Source organism: Pseudomonas sp. B21-010, assembly GCF_024749325.1.
Lineage (GTDB): Bacteria > Pseudomonadota > Gammaproteobacteria > Pseudomonadales > Pseudomonadaceae > Aquipseudomonas > Aquipseudomonas kilonensis.
Genome location: NZ_CP087198.1, coordinates 5,309,675 through 5,322,872, shown reverse-complemented (window position 1 = coordinate 5,322,872; position 13,198 = coordinate 5,309,675). Strand labels below are relative to the sequence as shown.

The window sequence follows — 13,198 nt, the reverse complement described above, 5'->3', positions numbered from 1 at the left end:
AACGTAGGAAACAAGAAGTTTTAACTCGGAAATAGCCGCACATAAAAAAGGCCGCTGCAAAAAGCAGCGGCCTAAGCGTGACGTTGCAAAGGAGCTACAAACCAACGTCGGTAAACACGGGATGATGGATCGATACGCCAATCCATCCGAAGACGGTGTGCCAGGCAGGCATGAGGGATGCCGTGAGGCTTGTGCTTGCAGGCCCGTTGCCCTGAAAGCCCGGCCAGCATAGGCATCGTGCCTTGCGGGAAACAGCCCGGATCCGGACATGCACCGTTGCAGGGCGCGTAACAGTCGAAGGCCGGGCATGAGTATGCGCGGCGCTGATGACCCATCATCCAGTCCATCCATGCACGGCGCAAAGGCCCGCGCCGCATGGGCTGTAATCCTTTTTAGGTACAGCGCGAATACCTCCTTGGTGCGCTTATCGCCCTTGGCGTGCGGCAGTAGGGTGAAGCCTCTGTCACTCACCGGGGAAGACGCATGACAACAATAACAATGCGCGCCATCTTCAAGCCGCAGGCGCTGGCCGTCGCGGTGGCCTTGGGTTGCTGTGCCCAGGCGCAGGCCGTTTCATTCAACATTGGCGAGATCGAGGGTCAGTTCGATTCGTCGTTGTCCGTGGGCGCAAGCTGGGGCATGCGCGATGCCGACAAGGACCTGGTTGGCACGGTCAACGGCGGTCGGGGCCAATCCTCCACCGGTGATGATGGACGGCTGAATTTCAAGAAGGGCGAGACCTTTTCCAAAATCTTCAAAGGCCTGCACGACCTCGAACTCAAGTACGGCGATACCGGCGTGTTCGTGCGCGGCAAGTACTGGTATGACTTCGAGCTCAAGGATGAAGGCCGCGAGTTCAAGGACATCAGCGACAGCAATCGCAAGGAAGGCGCCAAGTCCTCGGGGGCGCAGATTCTCGATGCCTTCGTCTATCACAACTATTCCATTGCCGATTTGCCGGGCACCGTGCGCGCCGGCAAGCAGGTGGTCAGTTGGGGGGAAAGTACCTTCATCGGCAACTCGATCAACAGCATCAACCCGGTGGACGTGTCCGCGTTCCGTCGCCCCGGTGCGGAGATCAAGGAAGGCCTGATCCCGGTGAACATGCTGTTCGCGTCCCAGGGCCTGACCGACAAGCTCACCGTCGAAGGTTTCTACCAGTTGGAGTGGGACCAGACCGTGGTGGATAACTGCGGCACCTTCTTCGGCAACGATGTGGTGGCCGATGGTTGCACCAGTGGCTACACCGTGGGCAGCCCGGCGATTGCGCCGTTCGTGCCATTGACTCAGGCCTTTGGCCAAGGCATTGAGGTGTCCAGCGAAGGGGTGGTTATTCCCCGTGGCGGTGACCGCGATGCGCGGGATTCCGGTCAGTGGGGCACGGCGTTGCGCTGGCTCGGCGATGACACCGAGTACGGCCTGTACTTCATGAATTACCACAGCCGTACGCCTACCGTCGGGACCACCACGGCGGGGCTCTCGACGCTGGCGGCATTGCCGGGAATGGTCACGATTGCCAACGGCCTGGCCCCCGGCAGCGGTGCGGGCCTGGCGCGAAGCGTCATGCTGGGACGCGGCCAGTATTACCTTGAATACCCGGAAGATATTCGCCTGTACGGTGCCAGTTTCTCCACCACGCTGCCCACCGGCACCGCATGGACCGGGGAAATCAGCTACCGCCCCAACGCACCGGTGCAGGTCAATACCAACGACCTGACCCTGGCCCTGCTCAACCCGATTGCCGGTGGTGCGGCTTCACCCATCGCCACCTCGGCCGGGGCGGATAACACCGGCTACCGGCGCAAGGAAGTCACCCAGGTCCAGAGCACCCTGACGCATTTTGTCGATCAGGTACTGGGCGCCGAACGCCTGACGCTGGTGGGCGAGGCGGCGGTGGTGCACGTCGGCGGGCTGGAGTCCAAGGACAAGCTGCGTTACGGCCGCGATTCGGTCTACGGCCAGTACGGGTTCAATGGCGACACCGATGGCTTCGTTACCTCGACTTCCTGGGGCTATCGCGCCCGGGCGATTCTCGACTACGCCAACGTGATCGGTGGTGTGAACTTCAAGCCCAACGTTTCCTGGTCTCACGATGTGGCCGGCTACGGTCCCAACGGCTTGTTCAACGAAGGCGCCAAGGCTATCAGCGTCGGTGTCGATGCCGACTACCGCAACACCTACACCGCCAGCCTGAGCTACACCGACTTTTTTGGCGGCGATTACAACGTTCTCGAAGACCGCGACTTCCTCGCGTTGAGCTTCGGCGTGAACTTCTGATCTGGCTGACAAGGAAAACCCAATGCGCAAGATGATCCTGCAATGCGGTGCCCTGGCCCTGAGCCTGCTGGCCGCGAACGTGATGGCGGCGGTCTCGCCGGATGAAGCGAATAAACTGGGTACCAGCCTTACGCCGTTGGGCGCGGAAAAAGCCGGCAATGCCGATGGCTCGATTCCGGCCTGGACCGGCGGCATCCCGAAAAACGCCGGTGCGGTGGACAGCAAGGGCTTTTTGGCCGACCCGTTCGCCAATGAAAAACCGCTGTTCACCATCACCGCCGAGACCGTGGACAAATACAAGGGCAAGCTGTCCGAAGGCCAGGTCGCGATGTTCAAGCGCTACCCGCAAACCTACAAGATCCCGGTCTATCCGACCCACCGCAGCGTGGGCCTGCCGCCGGAAATCTACGAGTCGGCCAAGCGCAGCGCCCTCAACGTGAACGCCATCAACGACGGCAATGGCCTGGCCAATTTCACCGGCAACCGCTACTACGCCTTCCCGATTCCCAAGAGCGGCGTGGAAGTGCTGTGGAACCACGTCACCCGTTATCACGGCGGCAACCTGCGGCGCATCATCACCCAGGCTACGCCGCAGACCAATGGCAGCTTCACGCCGATCCGCTTTGAAGAAGAAATTGCCGTGCCGTTCCTGATCAAGGATGCCGACCCGGAGAAGGCCGGCAACGTATTGACCTATTTCAAGCAGGAGGTGACTGCGCCGGCGCGCCTGGCCGGCAACGTGCTGTTGGTGCATGAGACTCTCGACCAAGTGAAGGAACCGCGCCTGGCCTGGATCTACAACGCCGGCCAGCGCCGGGTGCGTCGTGCCCCGCAAGTGGCTTACGACGGCCCGGGCACCGCCGCCGACGGGTTGCGCACCTCCGACAACTTCGACCTGTTTTCCGGTGCGCCGGACCGCTACGACTGGAAACTGGTCGGCAAAAAGGAAATGTACATCCCGTACAACAGCTACAAGCTCGATTCGCCAAGCCTCAAGTACGACGATGTGATCAAGGCCGGCCATATCAACCAGGACCTGACTCGCTATGAATTGCACCGGGTCTGGGAAGTGGTTGGCACGGTCAAGCCGAGCGAGCGGCACATCTATGCCAAGCGCCACATGTACTTCGACGAGGACAGTTGGCAGGCGGCGCTGGTGGATCACTACGACGGTCGCGGCCAGCTGTGGCGGGTGGCCGAAGGTCATGCCCAGTTCTACTACGACCATCAGAACCCGGGCTACACCCTCGAGGCGCTCTACGACATCATTGCCGGCCGCTACATCGCGCTGGGCATGAAGAACGAAGAGAAACACAGCTACGAGTACGGCTTCGAAGCCCGGGCCGCCGACTACACACCGGCAGCGCTACGGTCGACCGGGGTTCGGTAAGGCCTGAAAGGTAACTGTGGCGAAGGGATTTCTCTGTGGGAGCAAGGCTTGCCCGCGATGGCCGCACCGCGGTCTGAAAGCTGAACCGCGTTATCGTTCATCGCGGGCAAGCCTTGCTCCCACAGTGAATCCTTTCCCCACAAGGTTGTGCCTGACTTGATCATCGTGATCGACCGGCAGCGCCCCTGCCGGTCGTTTTTTTATGGGCGCCAATCAGCGCGCTGAATACTTCTCCAAAGCTCGGCGACACAGGACTAGGGTGGTGAGATAACAATAAACAGGATCTGCCCACATGACCGCCATGACCCCGTGTCCGGACCGTCCAGGATTGTTGCCTCGCCTGTCCTCGACGCACGTGCCGCGGCGGTCCCTGAGTGAGCCTTTGCTGACGTCCGAAGCGCGGGTAAAACTGCTTTGCGCCCCAGCGGGCAGTGGCAAGAGTGCGTTGTTCGCCGAGTGCTTCCTGCAGGCTCCCGCCGGGTGTCGGCTGCATTGGTTGCCATTGGGAGGCGCGGCGTTGAGCGCGGTGCAAATGTGCGAGCGCCTGGCCCAGGCCCTCGGGTTGCCGATGCTTGATGAAGCGGGACTGCTGGCCCACCTGGCGCGTTTGCAGACACCCACGTGGTTGTTCCTGGATGACTACTGCCGGGTGCCGAATCCCGAACTGGACCAGTTGCTCGACCGTCTGTTGAACACCAGTAGTCCAGCGTTGCACCTGTGGCTGAATAGCCGCCGCCGTCCCCACTGCAACTGGCCGCGGCTGTTGCTCGATGACGAGCTGCACGAGTTCGATGCGCAGGCGTTGTTCTTCACCCCTGACGATGTCCTGCCATTGCTGCGTCACCTGCCCGGTCCCCAGGCTGCCCGCACTGCCCACGAGGTGATCCAGCGCAGTGGCGGCTGGTGTGCCGGGGTGCGCATCACGCTGCTGGAGCGTTGCGAATGGGCGCGCAGTCATGCAACGCCGGGACGGGCGGGGACCTTGGTCGACTACCTGGAGTACGAACTGTTCAGCACGCTGACTACAGACCTGGCGCAGGCCTGGCGTGTGCTGGCGCACCTGCCGCGCTTCAATGCCCGGCTATGCGAGCACCTGTTCGGCGACACCGTGGGCGTGCAATGCCTGCCCTTGCTGCTGGACCTGGGATGTTTCATCGAGCCATGGGAGCAGACGTCGGACTGGTTGCAGATTTTTCCGGCCCTGGCCCGGCTGGTACGTGAAGAGCCCTGGCCGCAGGGGCGTTCCTGGCATCGACGGGCCTGCCAGTGGTTTGCTGCCGAGCAGGACTGGCAAATGGCGTTCGAGCAAGCCATGTTGGCCGAGGAGTTCGAGACTGCCGTGAGTTTCCTGCAGCATTTGAGCTTCGAGCACGTCTTGCAGCGTCGCAACGTGGTGCTGTTGCTGGGCCTGCATGATCAACAAGGCGAAGCGCTGACCCTCTGTACGCCGCAATCGGTGGGGTTGGTCACCGCTGCGCTGTTGTTCGCCGGACGCTTCGACCAGGCGTCGACATGCATTGAGCAGTTGGCCAGGTTCATGCCGCAGCCTTCGGCCTGCCGGCAGCGACAGGTGCTGGCCAGGTGGCAGGTCTTGCAAGGCTGGTTGCTGCACCTCTCGGGCGATGGCGAACAGGCGCGCGAGCACTTCCTCCAGGCCCAGGCCAGCCTGGACCCTGAGGCCTGGGCCCAACGGGTGCTGTGCCTGGGTGGGCTGACGCAGCAGGCGCTGCTTGAAGGCGAACTGGCTTCTGCGCATCGGATCAACCGCCAGGCACTGTGCCTGGCGCGTGCGCAGGGTTCGCTGGTATTCGAAGGATTGCTGGAACTGGACCACGCCCAAGTCCTGGAGCAACGTGGCGCGCCTCACCGGGCCGATCATCTGCTGGCCGCCGTCCAGGCGCTGCTGGATAAACCAGGCCAGGACTTTTCCCCGTTGTTGGGGCGTATTGCCCTGCGGCGCGGGCGCCTGGCATTGCGCATGGGGTTTGAAGAGCGCGCCGCCGAGCAGTTTCAAGCGGGTCTGGAAACGGGCCTGCACAGCCTGGACAAACAGGTGCTCTACGGATTTCTCGGCAAGGCCAGCCTGGCTGCCAACCAGGGCGACTATGGCGAGGCCTTCATGCAACTGCGCGATGCCGAACGGATCATGCAGCAGCGGCACATCCCCGACACCGTTTACCGTGGCGTGTTGCTGCAAACCAGCTGTCAGTTCTGGTTGCAACAGGGGCGGGCGGAACTGGCCCATGAAGCCTTGACCCGTGTCTTGCGCCATTTTCGCGGGCCGCAGGCCAAGCACGCGCCTCCCGCGACGCTGGAATTGATTGCGCGACTTGAATACCTGCTGGTGCTGGCTGAGGTCTACCTGCAACGGGCACAGGAGCCGCAGGCGTGCCTGCAAGCCATGATCACCCGGGCGCAGCAGAGTGAAATGCACAGCCTGGAAACCGAACTGCACCTGGTGTTGACGGAGGTTGTCTGGTTGTCCGGCGATCGTTCCCAGGCCCGGACACTCCTGCAAGAAGGGCTCAAGCGAGTCACTTGCTGGCGGGCCCAGCAAGCCTTGTGCGAGCTGCGCTTGCGCCAGCCCGAGTTGGTGCGTTGGGCGCAATCGGCAGAGCAGGTCGAGCCGCCTGCCTGCGCCGAGGACACCTTGCTCAGTCATCGCGAACTGGAGGTCCTGGAGCTGATTGCGCAAGGTCATTCAAACCAACAGATTGCCGAACGACTGTTCATTTCGTTGCACACGGTGAAAACCCATGCGCGGCGAATCCACAGCAAGTTGGGGGTGCAGCGGCGTACGCAGGCGGTGGCAAAAGCCAAGGTCATGGGGGTGATGGGCTAATGTCCCCATCGGCAACTGATCACCCTCATCTCAATGATTTAGTGATCAGGATTGTCCCGGATTTACTGGGCTGATCCCGGACCCGCTTCATACCCCATCCGCCAACTCACGGCCCGGGTCGCCGTCAACAGGCGTTGCGCCGCCGGGCCGTTTTCGTCGGCGTGGAACAGCGAGGTCGGACCAACGATGGTCATCACCGCTTTCACCTCACCGACGGCATTGAATACCGGAGCGGACAAGGCATCCACGCCCGGCATCAGCAAACCATGTACATGGTGCAGGCCGCGACTGCGAATCTGCTCGCACAACACGGCATAAGCGCGGTCATCGGCGAGGGCGTGGTGCTCGGTGCCTTGTACTTCCTGCTCGCGCAAGCCGATGGTCTCGCGCTCCGGCAGATAAGCGCTGAATACCAGCCCCGTGGACGAACTGAGCAGTGGCAATACCGAGCCCAGTTGCGTCACCACGGTCACGGGCCGCACGGCGGGTTCGATGCGCACCACGGTCGCGCCATGGTTGCCCCACACCGCCAGGAAGCAGGTTTCGTTCAAGTCGTCGCGCAATTCGGCCAGGGGCAGGGCGGCCACTTGCAGCACGTCCATGCCGTTGAGCGCTGCCAGGCCTACGCGCAGGGCCTCGCGGCCCAGGCCGTAGTGGTTGGTGGCGGCGTTCTGCTCGGCAAACCCGCTGGCGATCAAGGCCTGCAGATACCGATGAACCTTGCTCGCCGGCATTTGCACGTGTTCGGCCAGCCGCGACAGCGACGTGGAGGGCGACAGTTCGGCCAGGGCCTTGAGTATGTCGGTGCCAACTTCGGCCGAGCGGACTTTCTGTTTACCGTTGCTGAGCGGGGTTTCCATGGAGGCGCTGGGTCCAGAGGCGAATGGGCGTCTTTATAGCTTGACGGTCGCTGTCGAGCAAATTACGTTATGCGTAATCGAATTACGATAAAAATAACCCGGTGCGCCTCAACCACTCCGTTGAGTGACGGGCCGCATTCCTGGAGGCTCCATGAACCTCGATTCCCCAGCGTCGGACCTGGCTTACCAATCAGGCTTGGGCAACGAATTTGCCAGCGAAGCCTTACCCGGCGCACTGCCCGTCGGCCAGAACTCGCCGCAGAAAGCCCCGTACGGTCTCTATGCCGAGTTGTTCTCCGGCACGGCGTTCACCATGGCCCGCAGCGAAGCGCGGCGCACCTGGATGTATCGCATCCGGCCGTCGGCCAATCACCCGGCCTTCACCAAGCTCGAACGGCAACTGGCGGGGGGCCCATTGGGCGACGTCACGCCCAATCGCCTGCGTTGGAACCCGCTGGAGATCCCCGCCGAGCCCACCGATTTCATCGACGGGCTGGTGTGCATGGCGGCCAATGCCGGTGCGGACAAACCGGCCGGCATCAGCCTTTATCAGTATCGGACCAACCGCTCCATGGAGCGGGTGTTTTTCAATGCCGACGGTGAATGGCTGATCGTGCCGCAACTGGGACGGCTGCGGATCATCACGGAGTTGGGCGTGCTGGAACTGGCACCGCTGGAAATCGTCGTGCTGCCCCGGGGCCTGAAATTTCGCATTGAACTGCTCGACCCGCAGGCCCGTGGTTACCTCGCCGAAAACCATGGCGCGCCGCTGCGCCTGCCGGATCTCGGGCCCATCGGCAGCAATGGCCTGGCGAACCCGCGCGACTTCCTGACGCCGGTCGCCCATTACGAGAACCTCGCGCAACCGACCCCGCTGGTGCAGAAATTTCTCGGCGAGTTGTGGGGTTGCGAGCTGGATCATTCGCCCCTCGATGTGGTGGCCTGGCACGGCAACAACGTGCCGTATAAATATGATCTGCGCCGCTTCAACACCATTGGCACGGTCAGCTTCGATCACCCGGACCCGTCGATTTTCACCGTGTTGACCTCGCCCACCAGCGTCCACGGCCTGGCCAACCTCGATTTCGTGATTTTCCCGCCACGCTGGATGGTGGCAGAGAACACCTTCCGTCCACCGTGGTTCCACCGCAACCTGATGAACGAATTCATGGGCCTGATCCAGGGTGCCTACGATGCCAAGGCCGAAGGTTTCCTGCCGGGCGGCGCGTCCTTGCACAGCTGCATGAGTGCCCATGGCCCGGACGGCGAGACTTGTACCAAGGCGATCAACGCTGAACTGCAGCCGGCGAAAATCGACAACACCATGGCGTTCATGTTCGAGACCAGCCAGGTGCTGCGTCCAAGCCGTTTCGCCCTGGACTGCCCGCAACTGCAAACCGACTACGATGCATGTTGGGCCTCGCTGCCTGTCACGTTCGACCCGACCCGGAGATAACCCATGACTCAACTTTCCCCTGCCCGTAGCTGGGTCGCCTGCGCCAACGGCCATACGGACTTCCCGTTGCAGAACCTGCCTTTGGGTATCTTCAGTGTCGATGGCGGTGCCCTGCGCAGTGGCGTGGCGATTGGCGAGCGGATTTTCGATCTGCAGGCGGCGCTGCACGCGGGCTTGTTTGACGGCGCGGCACGCCAGGCTGTCGAAGCCATGGCCGACGGCCAGTTGAATGCATTTTTCGACCTGGGCCGAGACGCCCGGGTTGCCCTGCGTGAACGACTGCTGGAACTGCTGCGCGAGGACAGCCCCCTGCGGGGCAAGGTCGAAGCCCAGGGCGCGAAGCTGTTGATCCTCGCTGCCGACTGCCAGATGCACCTGCCGGCCAGGATCAACGACTACACCGACTTCTACGTCGGTATCGAGCATGCGCAGAATGTGGGCAAGCTGTTCCGCCCCGACAATCCGTTGCTGCCCAACTACAAATACGTCCCCATCGGTTACCACGGTCGCGCCTCGACCATTCGCCCGTCCGGCACCGACGTGCGCCGCCCCAAGGGCCAGACCCTGCCGGCCGGCCAGACCGAGCCGACCTTCGGCCCGTGTGCGCGGCTGGACTATGAGCTGGAGCTGGGCATCTGGATCGGCAAGGGCAATGCTCTGGGCGACCCGATCCCCATCGGCGATGCCGCCGAGCACATTGGCGGGTTCTGCCTGCTTAACGACTGGTCGGCCCGGGATATCCAGGCGTGGGAATACCAGCCCTTGGGACCATTTCTGTCGAAGAGTTTCCTGACCAGTATTTCGCCGTGGGTGGTGACGGCCGAAGCCCTGGAACCGTTCCGTCGCCCGCAACCGGCACGTCCGCAAGGCGATCCGCAACCGCTGCCGTATCTGCTGGACAAGCGTGACCAGGCCGGCGGTGCGTTCGACATCGAACTGGAAGTCCTGTTGCTGACCGAGGCCATGGGCGAGCAAAACCTGCCGGCCCAGCGCCTGACCCTGAGCAACACCCAGTACATGTACTGGACCGTGGCGCAAATGGTTGCGCACCACAGCGTCAACGGTTGCCAGTTGCAGGCCGGCGACCTGTTTGGCTCGGGCACTCTGTCGGGCCCTGAAAGCCATCAATTCGGCAGTCTGCTGGAAATCACCGAAGGCGGTAAAAAACCGATCGAACTGGCGTCTGGCGAAGTGCGCCGATTCCTCGAGGACGGTGACGAAATCATCTTGCGGGCCCGTTGCCGCCGCGAAGGTTTCGCGTCCATCGGCTTCGGCGAGTGCCGGGGCAAGATCCTGCCGGCGCGTTGAGGGGCAGGGCATGGAACTTTATACCTATTACCGCTCCACCTCGTCCTATCGGGTGCGCATTGCGTTGGCGCTCAAGGGGCTGGATTACCAGGCCTTGCCCGTCAACCTGATCGCTGCGCCCGGGGGCGAGCATCGCCAGCCGGCCTACCTGGCGATCAACCCCCAGGGTCGGGTACCGACGTTGCGTACCGATGAGGGCGCGCTGCTGGTGCAATCGCCCGCCATCATCGAATACCTGGAAGAACGTTATCCACAGGTGCGGCTGCTCAGCGCCGACCTGGCGGTACGCGCCCATGAGCGTGGCGTCGCCGCGCTGATCGGTTGTGATATTCATCCCCTGCATAACGTCAGCGTGCTCAACAAATTGCGGCAGTGGGGCCACGATGAAACGCAGGTGGCGGAGTGGATCGGGCACTGGATCAGCCAGGGATTGGCGGCGGTGGAGCAGTTGATTGGCGACGACGGCTATTGCTTCGGTGCAGCGCCGGGGCTGGCGGATGTGTACCTGATCCCGCAGTTGTACGCGGCCGAGCGATTTAATGTTTCGTTGCTGGCGTATCCGCGGATCCGTCGCGTTGCGGCGTTGGCGGCCGGGCATGCGGCGTTCCAACAGGCGCACCCGGCGAAGCAGCCGGATACTCCATAAGGGCTCGTCACTTGTCCCTGTGGGAGCGAGCTTGCTCGCGATAGCGGTGTGTCAGCCATGAAGGTGCTGACTGAACAAGCGCCATCGCGAGCAAGCTCGCTCCCACAGTTGATCGCATTGAATTCACTTTTGATGTTCAGCGCAGATCCAATGTGGGAGCGAGCTTGCTCGCGAAGGCGATTCACCGTCGACAACGATGTGCAGCCCTACGACAGCTCAATGCACAATCGAATTTGGCGGCAAATGCCCCAGCCGCTCCGTCAGCCGGATCCGCTGGATCGGATCGTCGCTGAGCATCAGGGCATGCTCCAGGTCGAAGCGTTCGGCGTTGGGGCAATCGAGTCGCTGATACAGGCTGGCGCGAGCCAGGTAGTCGGCGGCGCTGGCGTTGCCCAGTTCCAGTACCCGTTCGGCGTCGATCAAGGCCGAGATGTAATCGTCGTTCGCCAGATGCAGTTGACGCAGGTTGCGCGACAGGCGCTGCAGCATCTGCATCGGCTCGGCATTGACCAGGTGTTCAGCCTTGAGCGGCATGTTCGCGCCGTATTGGCGCTGTAGCAGTTCCCGGCAGTCATTGGGGTACAACCGGCGGCCGCCGCACGGATCGAGCAGGTGATCGGCGCCGGGCACCTTCAACAGGAAATGCCCGGGGAAATTGACACCGACCATCGGAATTTCCAGGCCTCGGGCCAGTTCCAGGGCAATCAGGCCGAGGGCCAGGGGCTGCCCGCGTTTGCGTGCCAGGACCTTGTCCAGCAACGCTGCTCGTGGTCGCAGAGGCGTGAAGTCGTCCTGGGCGAAGCCCAAGTCATTGAGCCGTCGCAGCAAGGGCTGGCCCAGTTCGCTGACAGGCAGCATCGGCAGGCCATGGCTGACCCGCTGTTGCAGCTCCTTGAAATCTTTCAGCAAGGCCGGTACGTCGACCTCGCGATCATGTTCGGCAGCGATCCACAGCGCCGCTTCGAACAGCGCCGGTGGCGAGCGGTGCAGACAATCAAAAAAGGCTTGGCGCGGTTTCATCAAACTCTCCGGGCTATGCTCCCGTTTTAGCTCTGCCGTGGATTTTCGTCCAGTCTCGGACAGAGGCGTTAACAGGTTATGCCGAAAAAGACTGACCACCCCGGCGACTTATTCCGGCGTGCTCCAGCAAATTTCGACTGCACGCCTATACTGGCGAAACAAACCAAAGTGATTCGGGAGCCTTTCGATGTTTGCTCTCATGCAAAGCTCCCGCCTTGAATCGCTGCACCTAAGCGTAGACCCGGCAACCGGGTTGAAGGCGGTGATTGCCATTCATTGCAGTCGTCCGGGGCCCGCCCTGGGGGGCTGTCGTTATCTTGCCTACCCCGACGACGAAAGTGCCGTGGCCGATGCCGTACGCCTGGCCCAAGGCATGAGCTACAAGGCGGCGCTGGCTGGCTTGCCCGTGGGCGGCGGGGTGGCGGTGATCATGCGCCCGGCCCATGTCGAGAGTCGGGCCGCGTTGTTCGAAGCCTTTGGTCGCTGTATCGAGCAGTTGGACGGTCGCTATATCACGGCCATCGACAGCGGCACGTCGGTGGCCGACATGGATTGCATCGCCCAGCAGACTCGTCATGTCACCAGCACCACCGCCTCGGGAGACCCCGCACCGCACGCGGCAATGGGGGTTTTTGCCGGCATCCGTGCCACCGCCATGGCCCGCCTGGGCAGCGATAACCTCGAAAGCCTGCGGGTGGCCATCCAGGGCCTGGGCAATGTCGGTTATGCCCTGGCCGAACAACTGCATGCGGCCGGTGCCGAGTTGCTGGTCAGCGACATCGACCCTGGCAAGGTGCAATTGGCGATGGAGCAACTGGGCGCCCATCCGATCGCCAACGACGCGTTGCTCAGCACGCCCTGCGACATCCTTGCTCCTTGCGGGCTGGGTGGGGTGCTCAACAGCCAAAGCGTGGCACAACTGCGCTGCTCGGCCGTTGCCGGCTCAGCCCATAATCAGTTGAGCAACCTGCAAGTGGCCGACCAGTTGGAAAGACGGGGAATTCTCTATGCGCCGGATTATGTGATCAACTCTGGCGGGCTGATCTACGTCGCCCTGAAGCATCGCGGCGAAGAACTGTCGACGATCACCGCGCACCTGTCGAAGATCGGTGCCCGGCTCACGGAAGTATTCGCTCACGCTCAGGCGGAGAAGCGCTCACCGGCCCGGGTGGCCGATGAGCTGGCGGAGCGTTTGTTGTACCGCTGAAAATCCAATTGTGGGAGCGAGCTTGCTCGCGATAGCGGCCGTACATTCAATGTCTTCATCGACTGTCACACCGCTATCGCGAGCAAGCTCGCTCCCACAGGTTTTTCTGGTGCTCACAGACTGATCATTTCAGGCAAACACTCACCCTGTGGCGAGGGAGCTTGCTCCCGCTCGGCGGCGCAGCCGTCGTAA

At 62.4% G+C, this 13,198-nt stretch carries 9 protein-coding genes; 7 read left to right on the top strand and 2 right to left on the bottom strand.

Features of this window, described 5'->3' with window-relative positions:
• The first annotated feature begins 483 nt into the window (after positions 1-483).
• The 3 genes from LOY50_RS23630 (at position 484) to LOY50_RS23620 (ending at position 6,509) form a co-directional block, all read left to right on the top strand.
• Entirely contained in the window at positions 484-2,277 is a 1,794-nt protein-coding gene (locus LOY50_RS23630; RefSeq protein WP_253478041.1) for a DUF1302 domain-containing protein, read from the top strand.
• Positions 2,278-2,299: 22 nt separating this feature from the next.
• Positions 2,300-3,667, top strand: coding sequence for a DUF1329 domain-containing protein (locus tag LOY50_RS23625; RefSeq protein WP_258689332.1), 1,368 nt, complete (start codon positions 2,300-2,302; stop codon positions 3,665-3,667).
• A gap of 292 nt (positions 3,668-3,959) precedes the next feature.
• Positions 3,960-6,509: a LuxR C-terminal-related transcriptional regulator gene (locus LOY50_RS23620; RefSeq protein WP_258689331.1), complete on the top strand. Its 2,550-nt coding sequence runs from the start codon at positions 3,960-3,962 to the stop codon at positions 6,507-6,509.
• 62 nt (positions 6,510-6,571) lie between these two features.
• Here the strand turns inward: LOY50_RS23620 and LOY50_RS23615 are convergent, their stop codons facing one another.
• Positions 6,572-7,369: an IclR family transcriptional regulator gene (locus LOY50_RS23615; RefSeq protein ID WP_258689330.1), complete on the bottom strand. Its 798-nt coding sequence runs from the start codon at positions 7,367-7,369 to the stop codon at positions 6,572-6,574.
• A 151-nt stretch (positions 7,370-7,520) separates the two neighbouring features.
• On the opposite strand from LOY50_RS23615, the gene hmgA reads away from it, so the two are divergent.
• From hmgA to maiA, 3 genes are read left to right on the top strand one after another with little or no spacing between them, the layout of a single operon-like run.
• Positions 7,521-8,825: a homogentisate 1,2-dioxygenase gene (hmgA, locus tag LOY50_RS23610; RefSeq protein ID WP_253478029.1), complete on the top strand. Its 1,305-nt coding sequence runs from the start codon at positions 7,521-7,523 to the stop codon at positions 8,823-8,825.
• A gap of 3 nt (positions 8,826-8,828) precedes the next feature.
• Positions 8,829-10,133 carry a fumarylacetoacetase gene (gene fahA / locus LOY50_RS23605; RefSeq protein WP_253478026.1) on the top strand — a complete coding sequence of 435 codons (1,305 nt, stop codon included), beginning with the start codon at positions 8,829-8,831 and terminating at the stop codon, positions 10,131-10,133.
• Positions 10,134-10,143: 10 nt separating this feature from the next.
• Positions 10,144-10,779, top strand: coding sequence for a maleylacetoacetate isomerase (maiA, locus tag LOY50_RS23600; RefSeq protein ID WP_258689324.1), 636 nt, complete (start codon positions 10,144-10,146; stop codon positions 10,777-10,779).
• Between the two features lie 216 nt (positions 10,780-10,995).
• On the opposite strand, the gene LOY50_RS23595 is transcribed toward maiA, so the two are convergent.
• Complete coding sequence (locus LOY50_RS23595) at positions 10,996-11,799, bottom strand: SirB1 family protein (RefSeq protein ID WP_214512500.1); 804 nt, start codon at positions 11,797-11,799, stop codon at positions 10,996-10,998.
• Between the two features lie 187 nt (positions 11,800-11,986).
• Between LOY50_RS23595 and LOY50_RS23590 the strand changes: the two genes are divergently transcribed.
• Complete coding sequence (locus tag LOY50_RS23590) at positions 11,987-13,006, top strand: Glu/Leu/Phe/Val dehydrogenase dimerization domain-containing protein (protein WP_003205422.1); 1,020 nt, start codon at positions 11,987-11,989, stop codon at positions 13,004-13,006.
• The last annotated feature ends 192 nt before the right edge of the window (positions 13,007-13,198 follow it).

Bases quoted from the DNA above. Each gene is read 5' to 3' on its own strand.
- hmgA (WP_253478029.1), top strand. From the start codon at position 7,521: ATGAACCTCGATTCCCCAGCGTCGGACCTGGCTTACCAATCAGGCTTG.
- LOY50_RS23620 (WP_258689331.1), top strand. From the start codon at position 3,960: ATGACCGCCATGACCCCGTGTCCGGACCGTCCAGGATTGTTGCCTCGC.
- fahA (WP_253478026.1), top strand. From the start codon at position 8,829: ATGACTCAACTTTCCCCTGCCCGTAGCTGGGTCGCCTGCGCCAACGGC.
- LOY50_RS23595 (WP_214512500.1), bottom strand. From the start codon at position 11,799: ATGAAACCGCGCCAAGCCTTTTTTGATTGTCTGCACCGCTCGCCACCG.
- LOY50_RS23590 (WP_003205422.1), top strand. From the start codon at position 11,987: ATGTTTGCTCTCATGCAAAGCTCCCGCCTTGAATCGCTGCACCTAAGC.
- LOY50_RS23625 (WP_258689332.1), top strand. From the start codon at position 2,300: ATGCGCAAGATGATCCTGCAATGCGGTGCCCTGGCCCTGAGCCTGCTG.
- LOY50_RS23630 (WP_253478041.1), top strand. From the start codon at position 484: ATGACAACAATAACAATGCGCGCCATCTTCAAGCCGCAGGCGCTGGCC.
- maiA (WP_258689324.1), top strand. From the start codon at position 10,144: ATGGAACTTTATACCTATTACCGCTCCACCTCGTCCTATCGGGTGCGC.
- LOY50_RS23615 (WP_258689330.1), bottom strand. From the start codon at position 7,369: ATGGAAACCCCGCTCAGCAACGGTAAACAGAAAGTCCGCTCGGCCGAA.